The organism is Streptomyces sp. NPDC059906, from assembly GCF_042730645.1.
In the GTDB taxonomy this organism is placed as follows: domain Bacteria; phylum Actinomycetota; class Actinomycetes; order Streptomycetales; family Streptomycetaceae; genus Streptomyces; species Streptomyces rubrogriseus.
In genome coordinates this window covers 425,844-445,073 of record NZ_JBHWKU010000002.1, presented here as the reverse complement: position 1 = coordinate 445,073, position 19,230 = coordinate 425,844, and the positions used below count along the sequence as shown (strand labels likewise).

Genomic DNA, 19,230 nt, shown 5'->3' with positions numbered 1-19,230 from the left:
CACACCCTCGCCTCCGCCCACAGCCTGGCGGTGACCCTGCACGCTCTCGGACAGCCCACGGACGCTCACCGCATGCACGAGGACACCCTCGAACGCCGACGTCGCATCCTCGGCGACGACCACCCCCACACCCTCGCCTCCGCCCACAGCCTGGCGGTGACCCTGCACGCTCTCGGACAGCCCACGGACGCTCACCGCATGCACGAGGACACCCTCGAACGGCGCCGCCGCGCCCTCGGCGACGACCACCCCGACACGCTCGACTCCGCCCACAGCCTGGCGGTCGCCCTCGCCGCTCTCGGTCAGGACGAGGACGCCCGCCGCATGGACGAGGACACCCTCGACCGGCGCCGCCGCACCCTTGGCGAGAACCACCCCGACACGCTCGACTCCGCCCACAGCCTCGCCGCCAGCCTGCACAACCTCGGGCAGTACGCCGAGGCCCGCCGCATGGACGAGCACGCCCTCGACAGCCGTCGTCGCATCCTCGGCGAGGACCACCTCCGCACCCTCCAGTCCGCCTACAGCCTCGCAGTCACCCTGAGCGCCCTGCGGGAGCATGCGACAGCGGTGCATCTGCTCAAGGACACGCGCGCTCGAAGCCGCCGGACTCTCGGTGAGGACCACCAGCTCACCAAGGACGTGACCGAGGCGCTCGCCAACGAGTTGACTGCCGTGGGCAAGCGGCACGAAGCGCAGAAGATACTCTCCGCCCGCAAGGCGGGGGCGCGCCAAGTCACGCGCCGGAAGCGCCGTTAGCCCCGGTCTGCGCCGTCGGCCGGGACCGGGGCCGGGGCCAGTCGCTCACCGGCCCGCGCTTTCGTCACTGATCGTTCTTCCTGCGGACGAACAGCAGGACCGCGCCGCCGAGGACCACGAGGCCGATGGCCGCGCCGCCGATCAGCGGGGTCGCGTCGGAGCTGCCGGTTTCGGCGAGGTTGGGGTTGGCGTCGGGGGAGGGCGTGACGACCGTGGCGGGGGCCGGTTCACTGAGGGTGTGGGTGGTGTCGGACAGGGTGGCGCTCTGGGTGCGGCAGTCGAGGACGCCGGTGAAGCGCTGTTCGAAGCCGGCCGGGCCGCGGATGGTGAAGTCGTAGGCGCGGTCCTCGGGTACCGGTACCGGTACCGTCCGGGTCTCGCCCGGCGCGATGGTGTACTCGGTGTCCAGCAGCTCGAAGGTGAAGGGCTCGTCGCCCTTGTTGAGCGCGGTGATGTCCAGGGTGCCCTCGGCGCAGTTCTTCTCGGCGGACAGGGCGGGTATCGCGCCGTCGGCGGCCCAGGTGGCGGTCGCCGTCGCCGCGACCGTCGACTCGCTCGACCCGGCCAGGATCTGCGTCTGGCTCCGGCTCTCGGAGGCGAAGGCGCGGCCGACCGGCACGGTCGTCGAGGCCTGGACGGACAGCTGGGCGGTACCGGCCGCCGCGTTCTCGGGCACGTCGAAGAAGATCTGGGCACCGTCGGTGACCTTGGTGACGGGCTCGCCCTTCTTGTCGACGATCCGTACCGCTTCCTCGCTCGTGGCGTCCACCGGCGGCGTCACCGTCGCGCCGCCCGCGTTGGTGTGGACCGTCACCGGGCCGAGCCGCTCGCCGGGGCGGCCCGAGACGGCCGGCGGGTCCAGGGCGAGGGACGCCGCGGGCTCGGCGAGGTCGCGGGCGTTGTCCTCCAGGTAGTCGGCGAGCCGCTCGGCCTGCGGATCGACGGCCTCGACGTCCGTGTCGTCCGAGTAGCGCCAGATGGCGACCTGGGTACCGGCCGCCGCGTCCTCTTCGGTGAGCCCGCCGTCGACACCCGCCTTCTTCGCGAGCGCGGCGAGGTCGTTGACCTGCGGGTAGCTGTTCTGCAGGATCCAGCGGACGCGGCCGGCGTCCTTGTTGGTGCCCAGCGACGTCCCGCTCCAGGGGGTCTCCTGGTACTTGGCGTCCTTCTGCGTCGGGTTCTGGATGTCGACGCAGTACGTCTGCAGCATGCCGCCGCCCTCGACGGACATCTCGAACAGGCCGGCCGGCACCTGCTGGTCGCCGTCCTGACCGTGGATCACCGCGGTGCCGTGCGTCTTGAGGCCGCCTATGGTGGCCGTCGCCCCGCCCTGGCCCCGCGCCGCCCCGTCCTGGGCGGCGGCCGGAGCCGCACCGGTCACCACACCGGCGACCGCGAGCGCGGACGCCAGCGCTCCGGCGGCGAGACGCGCCGCCCCTCGACCGGGCAGAGACGGCGCAGCGTGCGAAGAAAACACCAAATTCCCCTTCGAGCAGGACCCGTTGGCGTGGGGGGAACGGTCCCACCAGCAGAATCAGCAGCCCCACAAGGCTCGTTCGGCATCCTAAGGACGTGAGGGACCGGGCTTGCCGGTGATCGTCGTCCGCGCGGTGATCCGAATCGGAATCGTTATCGCCGAGAGCGTTTTCGAACAGGGATTATCGACAAATCCATCCCGCCCGTCCCGCCCGGGTTCGCCTCATCCCACCGGGACGGGGTCCGGCCGCTGTTCGGGGACCGGTTCCCCCGGCGTGCCCCCGGCCGGCACCTCCCAGTTTGGCTCCGGCTGGGGCGGGGAGTTCGACGCCTCCGTCCTGCCGGTGCGCCGGAACGCCGCCGTACCGCGGGCGAGGTCGTGGCCGATCGCCACCGCGTCGATGTCCGCCGAGGTCCAGTTCTGCCCCTCGCGCACATCGGTGCGCACCTTCAGCCTGCCCTGCACGACGACGGGGTCGCCGACCGCCAGTGACCCGGAGGCGTTGGTGGCGAGCTGCCGGTTGGCCCACACCGTGAAGAAGTTGGTGTGCCCGTCCGTCCAGGCGCTCTTCTCGCGGTCCCAGTAGCGCGCGGTGACCGCGAGCCGGAAGCGCACCGACGGTCCGTTCGCCAGGTCGCGGAAGACCGGTGTGGTGGCCACGTTCCCCACCGCGCAGATCATCGTCTCGTTCATCGCGAGTCCTCCCTCCCGCACGGGTCCGTCCCGTACGGCGGCCGGAGCGACCGCGTCCGTCGCGATCGCCGTGGAGGCCAGATTGCCCGCGGCCGGGCCGGTCCGCCGGGGGCTGTGGACCGGCCCGGCGCCTGTGGAGAACTCCGCCACCCGCACGGGTGGCAGCCGTCGAGCCACACGGTGGCGCCCGTCGAGCCACACGGTGGCAGTCGTCAACGCGCGCCGCTACCTCGTCGCCGTCCCCGCCCCTGCCCCTGCCCCTGTCCCTGTCCCCAGGCCCGCTCCCGTGACCCGCGCGTACTGTTCCCGCACCTCGCGGTACCGCAGCAGTTCCGCCGCGAGCGGATCCAGCACCCTGGCCCGGCCGCACCCCGCGGCCGCCTCCCGCAACAGGCGTTCCGCCTCATGGCCGTAGCGCCGGGCGGGGCCGCGGGCCGCCAGGCGGCAGCTCCACTCGATGAGGGGACCGCCGACGATGCCGGCCACCATCAGCAGCACGGGCACACCCAGGTTCGGCGGCACGACGCCGATGATCTGGCCCAGCAGCCACAGGCCGCCCACCACCTGGAGCAGGGTCATGGTCGCCTGGGCGAGGACCGCCACCGGCCACCATCCGGGCCGCGGCGGACGCCCCGGCGGCAGCCCCGCGCGCACCGCCAGCTCGTCGAGGGCCTCGGGCAGCCCCTGGGCGCCGCGGACGGCCGCCTCGCGCATCGCCAGCGCCCACGGTGCCGGCAGTCCGGCCGACGCCCGGTCCGAGACCGTGCGCACCGCCTGTTCGACGCGCTGACGCGCCGTGGCCTCCTCGTCCGTCTGGGAGCGCGTCGACAGCCGTCCCGTGACGGGATCGCGCCGGTCGTGGTACCAGCGCCACAGCCGCAGCCAGGGTGTCCCGCAGGCGCGGTTGGCATTGCGCAGCCAGGCGCGTTCGGCGGCCTCGCCCGCCGCGGTGGCGCCCACCGCGTCGGCCAGCCGGTCCGCGAACTCCTCGCGGGCCTCCTCGCTGAGCCCGGTGCGGCGACCCGTGACGTACACGGGGCGCAGGTGCCGGGCGGCGGCGTCCACGTCGGCCGCGATGCGGCGGGCCGGGGCCTGCCGCTCGGCGACGAACTGGCCGAGCGTCTCGCGCAGTTCACCGACGCCCTCCCCGGTGAGCGCGGACAGGCCGAGCACGGCCGCGCCGGGTTCGCCGTACTCGCCCAGCGCGATGCCGTCCTCGTCGAGCAGGCGCCGCAGGTCGTCGAGGACCTGCTCGGCGGCCTCCCCGGGCAGCCGGTCGACCTGGTTGAGGACGACGAGGGTGACCTCCGCGTGGCCGGCCATCGGCCGCAGATAGCGCTCGTGGAGTACGGCGTCGGCGTACTTCTCCGGGTCGACGACCCAGATGACGGCGTCGACCAGCGCCAGGATGCGGTCCACCTGTTCGCGGTGCTGCACGGCGGCCGAGTCGTGGTCGGGCAGGTCGATCAGGACCAGTCCGCGCAGCGGTGACTCGGAGTCCGGGTGCTGGAGCGGACGGCGGCGCAGCCGGCCGGGGATGCCGAGCCGGTCGAGGAGGCTGGCCGCGCCGTCGCTCCAACTGCACGCGATGGGCGCGGCGGTGGTCGGGCGGCGGACACCGGTCTCGGAGATCGTCACCCCGGCGAGGGTGTTGAACAGCTGCGACTTGCCGCTGCCGGTCGCGCCGGCGATGGCGACGACGGTGTGCTGCCCGGAGAGCCTGCGCCGCGCGGCGGCCTCGTCCAGGACCCGGCCCGCCTCGGCCAGGGTTCCGCTGTCGAGCCGGGTCCGGGAGAGGCCCACCAGTTCGCGCAGCGCGTCCAGGCGCGACCTGAGGTTGCCGTCGTAGGCGAGCGGCATCAGGGCGGCCGAGGAGGCGGGCCTGCTCGGCAGGACGGCGAACTGCTCGGCCCCGCCGTTCTCGTCCACCCGCCGTGCGATCAGCCCGTCGCCCCAGGCTTCCTCCCCGCCCCCGCCCCCGCCCCCGTCGCCGGAAGCGGCCGAACCGCCGGCCGAACCGCCGGCCGGGGCATCGGCGCGTTCCGCGCGTTCCGCGCGGCGGTGCGCCCCGGTGAGGTCGTCCGGCACGCGCGCGTGGGAGCCGTCGCCGGAGCGCTCGCTCCCGCGATCCCGCGGACGCGCCCCACGCCCGGCGTCCCCGGCATCCGGGACGTCTCCGGTCGCGTGCTCCCGGCCGACGCGTTTCCACCCGGCACGCTCGCGGAGCACCGCCTTCTCGGCGAGACCCTCCTCGCCCCGACCGTCCCGACCGTCCCGGCGCTCTCGGCGGTCCCGGTCATCCCGTTCGGCTCGGCGGTCCCGGAGGTCCCGGTCATCCCGTTCGGCTCGGCGGTCCCGGAGGTCCCGGTCATCCCGGCTGCCCTGACCATCCCCGCGGTCCCGACTGTCCCGACTGTCCTGACCGCCCCGGCCGTCCCGCCCGTCTCGGCGGTCCCGGCTGCCTCGGCGGCCCCGGTCATCTCGTGGGTCGCGCTGGTCGGTACTACCCTGCGAGCCCCGTCCCTCCCGGTCGCCCTGCTCCTTCTGGGCCTCCCGCTCTTCCCGGCTTCCCCGGCGGCCTCGACGGCCCCGACCGCGCCGGTCATGCCCATCGCCCCGGTCGTCCCCCACGTCCCAGTCATCCCGGTCGCCCCGGCGGCCCCGATCGTCCGGGTCGTCCCCGTCGCCCCGGTCGCCCCGGCCGCTCTGTTCATCCCGGTCGCCCCCGCGATCCCCGCGATCCCGGTCGTCCCGGTCGTCCCGGTCGTCCCAGTCGTTCCGGGGTTCCGAGTCGCCGGTACGGTCCGCCCGCGCCGGCTCCTTCGTCGTGTGCTCGGTGGGGTCCTGGTCAGTGACGGCGGTCACCGGTCACCTCTCCTTCTGCAGTACGGACAGCGCGGCGATGAGCTCTGCCTGCGGCTCGGGGTGCACCTCGAGACCGTCGAGCGGCGCCAGCCTGCGCTCGCGCTCGACGTGCATGACCCGGTCGACGTGTTCCTCGATCAGCCGCCCGCCCCGGTCGCGCAGCCGCAGCGCGCCGTGGGCGCCGATCCGCTCGGCGAGCCGTTCCCCGGCGACGCGTGCGCGCCGCCCGCCGAGCAGCACGGTGGCGACCAGGCCGGCCACCACCCCGGGGTCCGGGGCCAGGTTCCGGTCCAGCTCGCGCACCTCGTCCTCGGCGTACTCCTCCAGCTCGCGCCGCCAGCGCCGTACGGCCACCCCGATGCGTTGCTCGGCGCTCTCCGGCGCGGGAAAGTGGTCCGCGAGTTCGGGGGCGCCCGCGGCCGGTTCGTGCCGCCAGACCTCGTCGACGCTCTCGTCGGCGGCCGTGACGGCGCACAGCAGCAGGGCGCTCAGGCTCTCCACCAGCGAGTCGAGGAGCTCGTCCGGCGAGCAGTCGAGGGGGAAGGCCCGCCAGCGTTTCAGCGCGTCCCCGGCGAGTACGGCGCCCGCCTGCAACCGGCCCCGCACGCGCGCGTGCTCACCGTCGTAGGCGCCCTCGACGGCGGCGGTGAGCCGCAGCGCGGCGGCGTACTGCGCGGCGGTGGCACCGGCCAGCTCGGGCATCCGGGACCTGAGCGAGTCCAGGATGCCGTGCGCCGTGCGGGCCATGGCGTGGTGCCGGGCGTCGAGTTCCTGCGCCCGGTGGACGAGCCAGGACCGCAGCGGTGCCACGGCGCTGGCCGGCAGCAGGCCGCCGCCCCAGGCCGACTCGGGCAGTTCCGGGACCGTGAAGCGGGGGACGTCGCCGAGGCCTGCCTTGGTGAGCAGGGCCCCGTACTGCCGCGACACCTCGGACACCACCTGGTGGGGCACCCGGTCGAGCACGGTGACCAGGGTGGCGTCGTACTCCTTGGCGGTGCGCAGCAGGTGCCAGGGCACCGCGTCGGCGTACCGCGCGGCCGTGGTGACCATCACCCAGATGTCGGCGGCGCAGATCAGTTCGGCCGCCAGGACGCGGTTGTCGGCGACGAGGGAGTCGACGTCGGGCGCGTCCAGGAGGGCGATGCCGGGCGGCAGGGTGTCGGCGGTCTCTACCCGCAGCACACGCGCGGGGTTCTCGCCGGGCAGCAGCAGGTCGTCGTCCGGGTCCCGGTGCGGCACCCACACGCGCGTGAGGTCGGGCAGCACCCGCATGCCGCTGAACCAGTGGTGGTCCTCCGGGTGGCAGACCAGGACCGGCGTGCGGGTCGTGGGCCGCAGCACACCCGCCTCGCTGACCCGGCGTCCCACCAGGGAGTTCACCAGGGTCGACTTTCCGGCGCCGGTGGATCCGCCCACCACGGCCAGCAACGGCGCTTCGGGCTCCTTCAGGCGGGGCACCAGGTAGTCGTCGAGCTGTGCGAGCAGTTCGTCACGGTTGGCACGCGCGCGTGGGGCCCCCGCGAGGGGCAGCGGGAAGCGTGCGGCCGCGACACGGTCGCGCAGGGCGGAGAGTGCGTCGAGCAGCTGAGGCCGTACGTCCAAGGTCACCACATGGGAAGAATGCCCAATTTTGAGGGAATTCTGAAGCATATGAGCATGATGAGCATGTCTGCGCGCCGACCGGACACTCCGGACGGAAGGGACTACTGGGACGCGAGGACAGTCCAGGCATAACGAGTGGACAACACCCGATGCGCGAGACGCCAAAAGCGATGCACGATTCGTAACTGCCTGCGATTATCGGGATCGCTTCACCGAACCTCCACATCGAGCCACGGAGGGGAAGCGTCCGGGACATGGAGCCGGGAGCCCTATCCTTGTCCCCGGCGAGGTCACGGACCGGCCCACACCCGGGCACGCACGACCGAGGCCGCCACACCAGGCCCCCGTAGCTCAGTGGATAGAGCAGGCGCCTTCTAAGCGCTTGGCCGCAGGTTCGAGTCCTGCCGGGGGCGCCGGGACACCCCTCCCTCCAGGAGGGCACCTCCTCCGGCGCGGACTGCGCCTCGCTCCATCGGCGCGGGTCAGTCGGCCGCGAGGGCCGACGGGTCGTCACCCGGCCGCACGGGCCCTTCGTCGAGCACGCCGGTCTTGGCGATGAGGAAGGCCAACTGCGCGCGGCTGCGACTGCCGAAGGCCTCCGACGCCTTGCGCACATGGGTGGCCACGGTCCTCACGCTCATACCGAGCCGCCCGGCGATGGCCTCGTCGGTGTAGCCGTTCACCATCAGCTGCAGGACGGACCGGCGAGTCTCGTCGGCCAGCAGGGGCGGGCGGTGCGCTCCGGGGGAGTACCGGAGCGGGGTAGCCCGCTCCCAGGCGTGCTCGAACATGCCGACGAGGTAGCGGATGAGACCCGGGTGCTCTATCGCCAGGGCGGTCTGGCTCCGCCGTTCACCAGGGTCGGGGACGAAGGCGATGCGCTGGTCGCAGACGATGATCCGGTCGAAGACCTCGTCCAGCGTACGGACTTCCGCCCCGGCGGCGGAGATCTGCTCGACGTAGAAGAGGGTGGGATTGTGGGTGCGGATGGTGTGCTGGTAGATCGTGCGCTGCCGCACCCCGCGCCGGAGCGCCGGCAGGTCGCTGGCGAGGGCTTTGGCCAGGAGTTCCTGCGGCCGGCCGCCGCCGGGCTGGGCGGTGAGGAGTTCCTCCTGGCAGGAGTCCACGGCGGAGGCGAGGGTGGTGCTGATGACGTCCGCTCCGCTGATGACCCGCGCGGCCTGCACCCCGTCCTCGCGGTAGCTGTCGCGGTAGACCTGCTCGGCGCGGTGGATCGACGCGTGGACCGCGTCGAGCGCGTGCTGCTGACGGCCGATGGCCGCCTCCAGGGGCCGTACGATGCCGCCGGCGGCCAGCCCCGGCGGAACGGCGACCATCCCGCCGTCGGGCGCCCGCCGCAGAAGACCCAGACTCGTCAAGCACTCCGGGATTTCCTGATTTATTGAGCGTCCTTTCAAAATTCGCGCATAGAAGTTCAACCCCTTCTGGCAGATCTCAAGCACCTGAATATTGTTCGGTATGTCCAGTTTCACACACATCTGTACATCCTTCAGATTCCGGCAATGCATGATCATGCCACATTTTCCTCTTGGCACAAGGCCGGAGCGGGACGCAAGATCTCCAGCAGACATCACGGCAACTCGACCCGGCATTGACGGCGGGCGAAAACAGGGGGCAGCTGTATGTTCAAGACCGCGCCTTTACGCACGGCGATCGCCGCGTTCACCCTTTCCGCGTTCCTTTCTCTGGGAGCGTTCGCCGCATTTTCTGACACAGCGCAGCACGAATCGCAGTTCGATATCTCTGCCTTCACCGACTCGACGGACGACTCGCAGTGGGGATGACCATGCGCACCGAAGAGAACGAAGACGTGATCGTCGCCCCCTCCCCCGCCGTGCAGGTGAGGGCCCGGGTGGAGGTTCCCATCGATGTCCCCGGCCTGGGACGCCGGGCGAGCACCATGGTCAGTTTCGACGGGCTGCACGACGGCCGCGAACACGTCGCGCTCCTTATGCCGGGCTGGGAAAGGAAGAGCGATCCGCTGGTGCGGGTACATTCCGAATGCCTCACCGGTGACGTCTTCGGATCTCAGCGCTGCGACTGCGGTCCACAACTTCACGAGGCACTCGCCATGTGCTCCCACGAAGGCGGCATCATCCTGTATCTGCGACAGGAGGGGCGCGGTATCGGGCTGTACAACAAGTTTGACGCCTACCTGCTGCAGGACGGGGGTCTGGACACCTTCGAAGCGAATGCAGTGCTCAATTTCGGCCATGATCTGCGGGACTACCGGGTGGCGGCCGAGATGCTGAGCGCCCTGGGCGTGCCCAGAATCCGCCTGCTGTCCAACAACCCGGAGAAGGGAAACCAGCTGCGTTCGCACGGCGTTGTCATATCGGACGTCGTCACGACGGGGACCTTTGTCAATGAGAACAATCAGGCCTACCTGACGGCCAAGCGCGAACGAGCCGGTCATGCACTCGAGGTCTGAGGGACGCGGCCGGCCCGAGGAGCCGACCCCGGTCACCCCGCGGGAACTGGCCGCCATGCGCCGTGCGCTGGAGCTGGCCGGGGCCGAGGTGGGATCGACCGGTTCCAATCCCGCGGTCGGCTGCGTACTGCTCGACGCGCAGGGCACGACGGTCGCGACCGGTGTCCACCGGGGGCCGGGCACCCCGCACGCGGAGGTCGACGCGCTGCGGCGGGCACAGGGGCGGCAACGCGGGACCACCGCCGTGGTCACCCTCGAACCCTGCGACCACCAGGGCCGCACCGGCCCCTGCTCCAGGGCCTTGATCGAGGCAGGGGTCCGCCGCGTCCTGTTCGCGGTGGCGGACCCGAACCGGGTCGCGGCCGGCGGCGCGAGACGGCTGGCCGACGCCGGGGTCGAGGTCGTCGGCGGGGTCCTCCGGGCCGAGGCCGAGGCCGTACTGGAGATGTGGCTCACCGCCGTACGCGCCGGACGGCCCTTCGTCACCTGGAAGTTCGCCGCGACCCTGGACGGCCGCAGCGCCGCCGCCGACGGCTCCGCCCGCTGGATCAGCTCGGCCGAGTCCCGGGCGGACGCCCACGAACTGCGCGCCCGGCACGACGCGGTCCTCGTCGGCTCGGGAACCTGGCGGTACGACGATCCCCGGCTCGACCTGCGTCACGGCGTCGTGGGACACCCTCCCCTGCGGATCGCGCTGGACGCCCGCGGTGAGCTGCCGCCGGACTCCCGGCTGCTGGACGGTGCGGCCCCGACGCTCGTGGTGACCGATCCGGCCACCGGAACCGCCGACCACGGCGAAAACGACAGCGACAGCGACCGCGACCGCGACAACAGCACCAGCACGAGCACCAGCACCAGCACCAGCGGCACCGACGTATTGCGTCTGAAGACCGACGCGCGCGGGCACTTCCCGCCTCTCGACCTGCTCGCCGCGCTGGACGGCCGGGGAGTGCGGTCCGTGCTGGTCGAAGGGGGCCCCGCGCTCGCCGCCTCCTTCGTCCGCGCCGGGCTCGTCGACCGTGTCGTCGCCTATGTCGCGCCCCTCCTCCTGGGCTCCGAGGGAGTCAGCGCCACCGGACCGCTGGGGATCGGGTCGATCCGCGAGGCACACCGGTTCCGCATCGCCTCGGTGGACCGGATCGGACCCGACCTGCGGGTCGAACTACGGCCTCCCGCCAGGACCGGAGTGACACAGTGACCGGAGGGACACAGTGACCGGATTTCTCCTCCCCAACGCCCGTCTCACACCCCGGGAACACCCAGGGGCCGCCACGTCGGCGCTCCCCCCGGTCACGGTCCTCGTCCCCTTCTACCGGGAGACCCCCGCGATCCTGCGGCGCTCCGCCGACATGCTCCGGTCGCTGGACTACCCGCACGACAGGCTGTCCGTGTGCTGGCTCGTCGACGCCCGGTACCCCGAGGACGTGGCGGCCGCCGAGAGCGTCGCCGCGTCGGCGCGGGCGGACTTCGGCGGCGGGCTGCGGGTCGTGCCGGTGCCCTCGATGACGCCGAAGGCCAAGGCCCTGAACCACGCGCTGCGTTCGGTCGACGACCCGTTCGTCGCCCTGTACGACGCGGACACGGTCCCGGACCCGCGCCAGCTGCGGCAGGCCGTGGCCGCGCTCGACGCCCGCGGCCTGGACGTCGTCGACGCCATCGAGCTGCCCGAGGCGGGCGGTGACCTGGTCAACCGGATCACGCTCGCGCAGTCGGCGGCGTTCTTCGGCGCCATGGAGTACGTCAATCGCCGAACCGGCATGCACATGCTTCTCGGCAGTTCGATCTACTTCCGCCGTACGGCCCTGAGCGAGGTCGGGCCGCTGAGCGAGGACGGCGTCGAGGAGCTGTACGAGTGGGCGGTGCGGGCCGCCGCCGCCGGAGTGCGCATGGGGCGCATCGTCTCCTTCTCGTACGGGACCCGCACCTCGGTGGTCGGGCCCGCGCTGCGGCAGCGCACCCGATGGATCCGCGGCCAACTGGACATCGGGGCCCGCTTCCTGCGCGGAAGGCCACTGCCGGCCCGGCCGCGGACCGCCGTGGCGCTGATGACCCTCAGCCTGCTCGGCCAGCTCGGCGTGCTGCCGGTGACGGCCGCGGCCGTGCGCTACCGCGCGCTGCGCCTGCCCGCCGCCGCACTGCTCCTCGGCGAGGCACTGCGCGTCCGCAGCGTCTCGCGCGACCCGGTGTGGGAGGTGCTGCGGATCGGCTCGGGCTGGGCCCTGCTGCTGCCGTTCGAGCTCCTGGAGTCGACGTCGGCCTGGCGCGCGGTCTGGGAGCTGGCGACCGGCCGCGACACCTGGCACAAGGTGCGGCCCGAGACCGGGGAGGGCACGACGTGATCAGTCTGGGCCTGCCCCGCATCCCGCAGCGCGGCCGCATCTTCTCCTCCGTCTTCATCGACACCTTCGGCTGGGGCCTGTTCGCTCCGCTGGCGTTCCTCTACTTCTCCTACAACACCGGGCTGTCCTTCTCGGCCATCGGTTCGGCGGTCAGCGCCGGCACACTCGCCGCCCTGCCGACGGCCCTGCTGGCCGGCTGGCTGGTCGACCGGTTCTCCCCGAAGGCCGTGCTGGTCTCCAGCAACCTGGTCACGGCGCTGGGCTACGGCCTGTACCCGTTCGCCTCCGAGTGGACGCTGATCGCGGTGGCGACGTTCCTGGTCATGGCCGGTGACCGTCTGTACTGGGCGAGTTGGCCGGTGATCGTGGTGGATCTGGCCTCGGGCCGCAAGCTCGACGCCACCTATGCCGCGGTCGGGACCATCAAGAACTTCACCGTGGCCACCGGAGCCCTGGCCAGCTCGGGACTGACCGTCGTCTTCGGCCACGGGGCGGCCGACCTGGTGCTGGCCCTGAACGTGGTCACGTCACTCGTCGCCGCGGTGCTGCTGGCCGGAGTCCGGATCCCGGCGACCCGGCCGGGCCAGAAGCCCGGGGCCACGGAGGAAGAGGAGCAGGAGGAGAACCCCGGCCGGCCGGCCCCCGGCTGGCGGGACGCCTTCACGGATCACGCGTTCACCGGGTTCTGCTTCTTCTTCATGCTCCTCACCTTCGCCTGGGCCCTGCCCTCGACGATCCTGCCGGCCTACGCCGTGGAGATCATGGAGCTGCCCGACTGGACACCGGCCCTCTTCCTCGGGATCAACAGCGTCGCCATCATGCTGGCGCAGATGCCGGTGACGGCGAGGGTGTCCCACGTTCCGCGGCAGCGGCTGATCGTGCGCGCCGGGCTGATCTTCGTCGTGGTCTTCACCGGCCTCTATCTGGTGACCAAGGTGCCCGCCACCACGGCGATCGTGGTGCTCGTCCCCGTGATGCTGACCTTCACGCTGGGCGAGATGATCAGCCTGCCCGCGGCCAACGCGCTGGTGGCGAGCAGCGCTCCGGCGGCGATCCGCGGCCGTTACATGTCGCTCTTCCAGCTCTCCTGGGCAGTCTCCGGCCTCTTCATCCCGCTGCTCGCCGGGTTCGTGCTGGACCGCGGGGCGCTGTGGGTGTGCGCCGCGTTCGGTGGGATCGCCCTGCTCGCGGCGATCGGCATCCAGGCCACCGCGTACCGGATCGCGCCCGCCGACCGGCCCGGCCCCACTCCCCGGGGAGCGAAGACCGGGGCTCCCCCGCCGGACCACCCGAGTGACGAAGCGGCGTCCCTCGACCTGGGGCCGGGCCAGAGCACCCGCCCCGTGTCCACCAAGGATGTGACATGACGCAGACCTCGGCCGGTACCCACGGCCTCTCCCCCGCTCCCGCCCGTACCACCCCCCGCCTCCCCGGCATCAGGGTCATGGCCCACCCCCGGCGACGGGACCAGGCGGAGGCCCTGCTCGCCCGACTGCACGGCGACGACCGCGCGCTCGTCCTCGACCCGGACCCGGAGGGGCCGCCGAGCCCCCTGCGCACCGCGGCCGCCGCGTGGGCCGGCCCGTACGGCGAGGCGCGTCACCGGCTCGTGCTCCAGGACGACGTGGTGCCCGCCGAGAACTTCCTGGACCTGGTGGCGGAGGCCGTCCGCGGCCGCCCGGACGATCCGATCGCCTTCTACAGCAACTGGAACCACTGGAACGGCTCCGCCGTACGGCTCGCCGCACTCAGTGGCGCCGGCTGGGCCCGGGCCATCCCGGACGAGTACGCGCCCTCGCTGGCCGTGGTCCTCCCCCGCGCCCTGGCCGCCGGCTTCGCCGACCACGCACGGCGGCTGCTCGCGCACGGCACGCCCCCGGACGACGAGGCCCTGAGCGCGTTCCTGCGGGAACGCGGCCGAGCGCTCTTCATCGCCGTCCCCAACCTGGTGGAGCACCGGGGCGGTGACAGCCTCGTGGGCAACGACGTGCAGGGGCCCAGGTTCTCGCCGTGCTTCGCGGACGACGCGCCCGGGGGCCACACGGGTTCGTCCACCCTCCAGGCGCTGGACTTCTACCCCCACTTCTTCAAGGGGCACGTCTACGGAATCGTCCCGACGGGCCCCGGCGGCGGCCACACCAAGGCCTACTGGGACGAGACCGTCCAACGGACGGGCGTCGATCCGGTCCTGGTCCGGGAGGCGGCCCGGCGCGAACCGACGCCCGCGGCGCTGCTGCGCGACCTCGCGGGCGCCGGGCTGCACATCCACCACGCGACCGCGGCGTGGACGGCGGCCGTCCTGTACGGCATCACCCTGGAACGCCTTCCCGCCCCCACGGGCGCCGCTTCCCGGGGCCCGGACCCCGCGGTCCGCGCGCGGGCCGTGGAGACCATCCCGCTGGGCGGTCTGGCCCAGGTCGTGGGGCTTCCTCTGCTGCACCGGGTCATGGAGCCGCTGCGCAGGCTGACCGAGGAGGGCCTGCGCGCGGGAGCGGAACTGGCCGCGGCCACCCGCGCCTGACACGGCGGCACACCCCGCCCCTCCCGCCCCCTCTCTCTGCTCTCTCTGCTCTCTCTGCTCTCTCTGTTCCTTCTGTTCCTTCTGTTCCTTCCAACTGCTCTGTCAGGAGTTCGAGAAGACCATGCGGACAGTCGACGTGTTCCACCCGCAGGCCGCGAGCAACAGCGCGGCCGTCCACGCCTCTCCCCAGACCACCGTGGCGTTCAGCCCCGACGGCGCCCACTACGCCAGTGCGGGGTACGACGGCCGGGTGGTCCTGTGGGACCGCTCCGGTACGTCCCCCCGCTGGGTCGGCCGTCACTCACGGCTGGTCAACGGGGTGCGGTTCTCCCCCTCGGGCCGGCTGCTCGCCAGCGGGTCGGCCGACAAGACCTGCCGTGTCTGGGAGGTGGCCACGGGCCGTCAGGTCCAGCTGCTCGCCCGGCAGCCCGACGACCTGAACGCACTGGCCTGGCTGGACGAGAACCGCCTGGTCACCGTCTCGCAGGACGGTACGGGCCGGATCTGGGACATCCGGACCGGTGTGCTCCAGGAGGGCGTCATCTTCCACGCCGACCACTGCATGTCGGTCGACGCCGCGCCCACGGGTGTCCTGGCCAGCTGCGGCGAGGACGCCACCATCCGCCTCTGGGACACCGACGGCTCCCTGCTGCGCGACCTGCCCCAGGCCGGTCACGCGGAGATGTGCCGCTGGTCCCCCGACGGAACCCTGCTCGCCGCCAGCTGCGACGACGGCTTCGTGCACATCGTGCGCACCGACGGCGAGCTGGTCACCAAGGTCGGCCCGTACACCGCCGCCGTGAAGTCGGTCGCCTGGTCCCAGGACGGCTCGCGGATCGTCATCGGCGCCTACGACAGCACGATCACCCTCTGGGACATCGCCGACTGCCGCCCGCTGGTGCGCTGGTACGGCGCGCACCTGTGGCCCCGCGCGGTGGACTGGTCCGCGGACGGCAGGACCGTGGTCGCGGGCACCTTCTCGGCCCGGCCCGCGGTGATCGACGTGCCCGAGATCCCCGCGGACGCCCTGCCCGACGAGGTGCGGGAGATCACGCTGGAGGCGTCGGTGCCCACGCACGGCGTCAATCACGTCTCGGCCGCCGGCGAGGTGCTGGCGGCGGGCGGCGACAACGGCACGATCCGCGTCTGGAGCCACCGCGGCGCCACCGCGACCGAGGTACCGGTGGGCAACGGCAGCCTGGTCAACACGGTCGCCGTCTCGGCCGAGCTGCCGGGGCTCGTCGCCTACGGATCGTTCTCCGGGCGGGTGGGCGTGGCCGATGCCGTGACCGGCCGCGACGTCGCCGCCGTCCAGCGCGAGCACCCGGTGAACCGGGCCGCGTGGTCGCCGGACGGGAAGCGGCTGGCGGTCGCCGACTACGAGGGCGGGCTCGACCTGTACGCCTGGACGGGGCGCGAGCTGGTTCCCGGAGTGCACTACGCGGGCCACGACGGCGCCATCAAGGACGTCTCCTGGGTGGACGCGGACCGGCTGGTCACCTACTCGACCGACCGCCGGGCCCACCTCATCACCACCGAGGGCACACTGATCCGCTCCTTCGGCGGCCACGGCGAGCTGATCAACGGCGGGTCCGTGACCACCGTGGCGGGCAGGGCGCTGCTCGCCACGGTCTCCCGCGACCGCACCAGCCGCATCTACGACCTGGAGAGCGGGGAACTGCTCCAGGTGCTGGTCGGCCATGACGAGTCGGCCAAGTGCGCGGCCTGGCACCCGGGCGGCGAGCCCCTGCTCGTCACGGGCTCCTACGACTTCACCGGCCGGTTGTGGGTCCTCGACCCGAAGACGCTGGCCCCGCTCCACCAGCACGTGCTGGAGGGACACGGCAGCGCGGTGAGCGCGGTCTGCTGGCTCGGCGACGACGCGGTCACCGCCTCCTGGGACAGCAAGGTGTTCACCTGGACGCCGGACGCCGACCCCGCCCGGCCGCCGGCCCCGGCCGAGCCCGCCACGGACTGGCGGGTCCGGGAGGGTTCCCGATGACCTCCCTGAGCCCTTCCCTGAGCCTGCCGGTCGGCACCCCCGCGTCGCTCGCCCTGATCGAGGCCGAGACGGCGGTGGTACGGCATGTCGCGGAGCGCGTGTGCCGCGCCGCGGGCGGCGGCCTCGACGACCCGGAGACGACCGCCGCGGCCCGCGAAGGGTGGGAGGAGCTGCCGGCCCGCCTACGAGCGGCCGTCCGTGCCTTCCGCAGGAACTCGGGCGAGTGCGGGGTGACGCTGGTCACCGGCCTTCCGGTGGACGAGGCGCTGCTTCCGCCCACCCCGACGGCGGACGGCTCCGTCCGCCGGGAGGCGACGGTGCCGGCCGCCACCCTGCTGATGACCGCGGCCGGTGGTCTGGGCGACCCGGCCGCCTACGCCCCGGAGAAGTCCGGCGCGCTGGTGCAGGACGTGGTGCCGGTGCCGGGCAAGGAGGACTTCGAGGGCAACGCGGGCTCCACGCTGCTCTCCTTCCACGTGGAGAACGCCTTCCACGTGCACCGCCCGGACTTCGTGATGCTGCTGTGCCTGCGCGCCGACCACGACGGGGCGGCGGGACTGCGCACCGGTTCGATACGCCAGGCGCTGCCCGTGCTGTCGGAGCGGACCCGGGAGGCGCTGTTCCGCCCGGAGTTCAGCACCCAGCCGCCGCCCTCCTTCGGGACGGCGGCCGGGACCACGCCGCCACGCCCGGTGCTGACCGGCGACCCGGAGGACCCGGACCTGCGGGTGGACTTCTCCGCCACCACGGCTGTGACGCCCGAGGCGCGCCGGGCGCTCGTCGAGTTGGAGGCGGCCGTCGACACCGCGTCCCACACGGTGCGGCTGACGCCGGGAGACCTCGCCATCGTGGACAACCGGGTGACCACGCACGGCAGGACGGCCTTCCGGCCACGCTACGACGGGGGCGACCGCTGGCTGCTGCGCACCTTCGCGGTGGCCGACCTGCGACGCTCGCGTGACCATCGCCCCGGCGACGGTCACGTGCTGAGTCACTGAGCACCGCCGCCGACCGGGAGCCGAGGGCATGTCACCACCCTTGATCACGGGGCTGCACATCAACGCCGTAGCTCTCGGGGGCTCCTGCCGGATCTGCGCGATCTGGCGGGTGAGCAGGCCGGCCGGCCCGCGGCCGGCCTGCGAGCCCGTCTTCGCGCTCCTGCTGCCCCGTCGGGGCACGGAGCAGGACTGGGCCGCCGAGACCGCTCTGCGCGCGCTCGGGGAACACCGGCTGGGCGACGGTCCGGTCTGCGTCGACCTCGCCACCACGGTGGACGGCATCGCCGTGGACGCACTGCGGCCGGGTCTGTGCGAGCCGGGCCTGCTGGAGGCGTCCCGCGCGGCGCTGGGCGAAGGGCACCAGGAGTGGGCCGAGTTGGCGCGCGGGAATCCGTCGGCCTTCCACGCCGCGGCGTCCGACGGCTATGTGCTGCTGCGCCATGCCGCGGTGGTGACCGAATGCGACCCGGCGGGTCCGGGCGGCGGCCGCGTCCCCGTCGTCCACGTGCGGGAGCACCGGGTCCTGCGGGCCTACGGGGCGGCGCTCCTCGCCCACGCGGGGGCGGGGTCCTAGTGCCGAAGTCCCGGTCGGTCTCCGTCCACGGCCGGGTCCGCCCCCGGCGGACAGGGTGGATCATGATGGTCGCGCAGGACGGTTGGGCGTTTGGACGCTTGGACTTTGGGCGTTGGACGGCTGGACGGTTGGACGGTTGGACGGGCCGAGGAGGAGCGATGCGGATCGAACCGGTGGACTGGGTGGAGATCCCGGCGGGGGTGGTGCGCCGGGGCACCCCGGCGGACGACATTCCGCTGGTGGCCGAGCGTTACGCCGACACCGGGGTGCCGGTCGAGTGGTACCTCAAGGAGGCGCCGAGCACGGAGATCCGCCTTCCGGCCTTCCGGCTCGCCCGCACCCCGGTCACGGTCGGCCAGTGGTCCGTCTTCGCCGCGGCCACCGGCCGGCCGGCGCCAACGGCTCCGTACGACCATCCGGTCACCGGCGTCAGCTGGGAGGCGGCGTCGGCCTACTGCCGGTGGCTCGGCGAACGGAGCGGCGATGCGGGCGTCAGGCTCCCCACCGAGGACGAGTGGGAGCGCGCGGCCCGCGGCGACGACGGCCGGGAGTTCCCGTGGGGCGACGAGTACCGCACGGGCCTGGCCAACCTGGTGGACCTCGGTATCGGCACGACCACCCCGGTCGGCTCGTTCCCGGACGGGGCGGGCCCGTTCGGCGTGCTGGACATGGCGGGCAACGTGGACGAGTGGACCTCCACGCTGTACGCCCCGTACCCCGGCGCCCCCACCGGCGTCCCCCTGGTCGAGGACTGGGCCTTCGACCCCCACATCACCCGCGGTGGCGCCTTCCGGCACGACCGCGACCTGGCCAGGTGCGCCCGCCGTCACAGCGCGTACGAGGAGGACCTGGCGGCCATCGGCGTCGGGCTGCGCCTGGCGGCACCGGCCGCCGGGACCGCCTCGGCCTCCGCCTCCCCCTCGGCCTCCGCCTCCGCCTCCGCCTGAG

The 19,230-nt window shown here is 73.0% G+C and carries 16 protein-coding genes and 1 tRNA gene; 12 read left to right on the top strand and 5 right to left on the bottom strand.

Going from position 1 to position 19,230, the window contains the following annotated elements:
* On the top strand, positions 1-759 hold a 759-nt coding region (locus ACFV9J_RS04995), incomplete at its 5' end, for a tetratricopeptide repeat protein (RefSeq protein ID WP_385349921.1).
* A 64-nt stretch (positions 760-823) separates the two neighbouring features.
* Here ACFV9J_RS04995 and ACFV9J_RS04990 read toward each other — a convergent pair.
* The 4 genes from ACFV9J_RS04990 to ACFV9J_RS04975 form a co-directional block, all read right to left on the bottom strand.
* A complete protein-coding gene (locus ACFV9J_RS04990) occupies positions 824-2,236 on the bottom strand; it encodes a Cys-Gln thioester bond-forming surface protein (RefSeq protein WP_385349919.1) in 1,413 nt (470 codons plus the stop codon).
* 222 nt (positions 2,237-2,458) lie between these two features.
* Positions 2,459-2,929 (bottom strand): single-stranded DNA-binding protein, encoded by a 471-nt coding sequence (locus tag ACFV9J_RS04985; RefSeq protein WP_385350122.1) that lies wholly within the window; start codon positions 2,927-2,929, stop codon positions 2,459-2,461.
* A gap of 225 nt (positions 2,930-3,154) precedes the next feature.
* Positions 3,155-5,158 (bottom strand): YfjP family GTPase, encoded by a 2,004-nt coding sequence (locus ACFV9J_RS04980; protein WP_385349916.1) that lies wholly within the window; start codon positions 5,156-5,158, stop codon positions 3,155-3,157.
* Between the two features lie 639 nt (positions 5,159-5,797).
* Positions 5,798-7,405 (bottom strand): dynamin family protein, encoded by a 1,608-nt coding sequence (locus ACFV9J_RS04975; protein WP_385349914.1) that lies wholly within the window; start codon positions 7,403-7,405, stop codon positions 5,798-5,800.
* 331 nt (positions 7,406-7,736) lie between these two features.
* Here ACFV9J_RS04975 and ACFV9J_RS04970 point away from each other — a divergent pair.
* Positions 7,737-7,809: transfer RNA gene (locus ACFV9J_RS04970), tRNA-Arg, on the top strand.
* 69 nt (positions 7,810-7,878) lie between these two features.
* On the opposite strand, the gene ACFV9J_RS04965 is transcribed toward ACFV9J_RS04970, so the two are convergent.
* Entirely contained in the window at positions 7,879-8,775 is an 897-nt protein-coding gene (locus ACFV9J_RS04965; RefSeq protein ID WP_385349911.1) for a LuxR C-terminal-related transcriptional regulator, read from the bottom strand.
* A gap of 264 nt (positions 8,776-9,039) precedes the next feature.
* Between ACFV9J_RS04965 and ACFV9J_RS04960 the strand changes: the two genes are divergently transcribed.
* The 10 genes from ACFV9J_RS04960 to ACFV9J_RS04915 all read left to right on the top strand — a co-directional run bounded on the left by ACFV9J_RS04960 (position 9,040) and on the right by ACFV9J_RS04915 (position 19,229).
* Positions 9,040-9,201, top strand: coding sequence for a hypothetical protein (locus ACFV9J_RS04960; RefSeq protein WP_385349909.1), 162 nt, complete (start codon positions 9,040-9,042; stop codon positions 9,199-9,201).
* A gap of 2 nt (positions 9,202-9,203) precedes the next feature.
* Positions 9,204-9,848, top strand: a complete 645-nt coding sequence (ribA, locus tag ACFV9J_RS04955) for a GTP cyclohydrolase II (RefSeq protein WP_385349906.1) — start codon at positions 9,204-9,206, stop codon at positions 9,846-9,848.
* A gap of 55 nt (positions 9,849-9,903) precedes the next feature.
* Positions 9,904-11,046 carry a bifunctional diaminohydroxyphosphoribosylaminopyrimidine deaminase/5-amino-6-(5-phosphoribosylamino)uracil reductase RibD gene (gene ribD, locus ACFV9J_RS04950; RefSeq protein ID WP_385350119.1) on the top strand — a complete coding sequence of 381 codons (1,143 nt, stop codon included), beginning with the start codon at positions 9,904-9,906 and terminating at the stop codon, positions 11,044-11,046.
* 13 nt (positions 11,047-11,059) lie between these two features.
* Positions 11,060-12,187 (top strand): glycosyltransferase, encoded by a 1,128-nt coding sequence (locus ACFV9J_RS04945; RefSeq protein WP_385349903.1) that lies wholly within the window; start codon positions 11,060-11,062, stop codon positions 12,185-12,187.
* Entirely contained in the window at positions 12,184-13,554 is a 1,371-nt protein-coding gene (locus ACFV9J_RS04940; RefSeq protein WP_385349901.1) for an MDR family MFS transporter, read from the top strand. The genes ACFV9J_RS04945 and ACFV9J_RS04940 overlap by 4 nt, the downstream gene beginning before the upstream one ends.
* A complete protein-coding gene (locus tag ACFV9J_RS04935) occupies positions 13,551-14,708 on the top strand; it encodes a hypothetical protein (RefSeq protein WP_385349898.1) in 1,158 nt (385 codons plus the stop codon). The genes ACFV9J_RS04940 and ACFV9J_RS04935 overlap by 4 nt, the downstream gene beginning before the upstream one ends.
* Before the next feature lie 121 nt (positions 14,709-14,829).
* Positions 14,830-16,710 carry a WD40 repeat domain-containing protein gene (locus ACFV9J_RS04930; RefSeq protein WP_385349895.1) on the top strand — a complete coding sequence of 627 codons (1,881 nt, stop codon included), beginning with the start codon at positions 14,830-14,832 and terminating at the stop codon, positions 16,708-16,710.
* Complete coding sequence (locus ACFV9J_RS04925) at positions 16,707-17,708, top strand: clavaminate synthase family protein (RefSeq protein ID WP_385349892.1); 1,002 nt, start codon at positions 16,707-16,709, stop codon at positions 17,706-17,708. The genes ACFV9J_RS04930 and ACFV9J_RS04925 overlap by 4 nt, the downstream gene beginning before the upstream one ends.
* A 28-nt stretch (positions 17,709-17,736) precedes the next feature.
* Complete coding sequence (locus ACFV9J_RS04920) at positions 17,737-18,282, top strand: hypothetical protein (protein ID WP_385349889.1); 546 nt, start codon at positions 17,737-17,739, stop codon at positions 18,280-18,282.
* A 158-nt stretch (positions 18,283-18,440) separates the two neighbouring features.
* On the top strand, positions 18,441-19,229 hold the full coding sequence (locus tag ACFV9J_RS04915) for a formylglycine-generating enzyme family protein (RefSeq protein WP_385349887.1): 789 nt from the start codon (positions 18,441-18,443) through the stop codon (positions 19,227-19,229).
* Position 19,230: the final 1 nt, after the last annotated feature.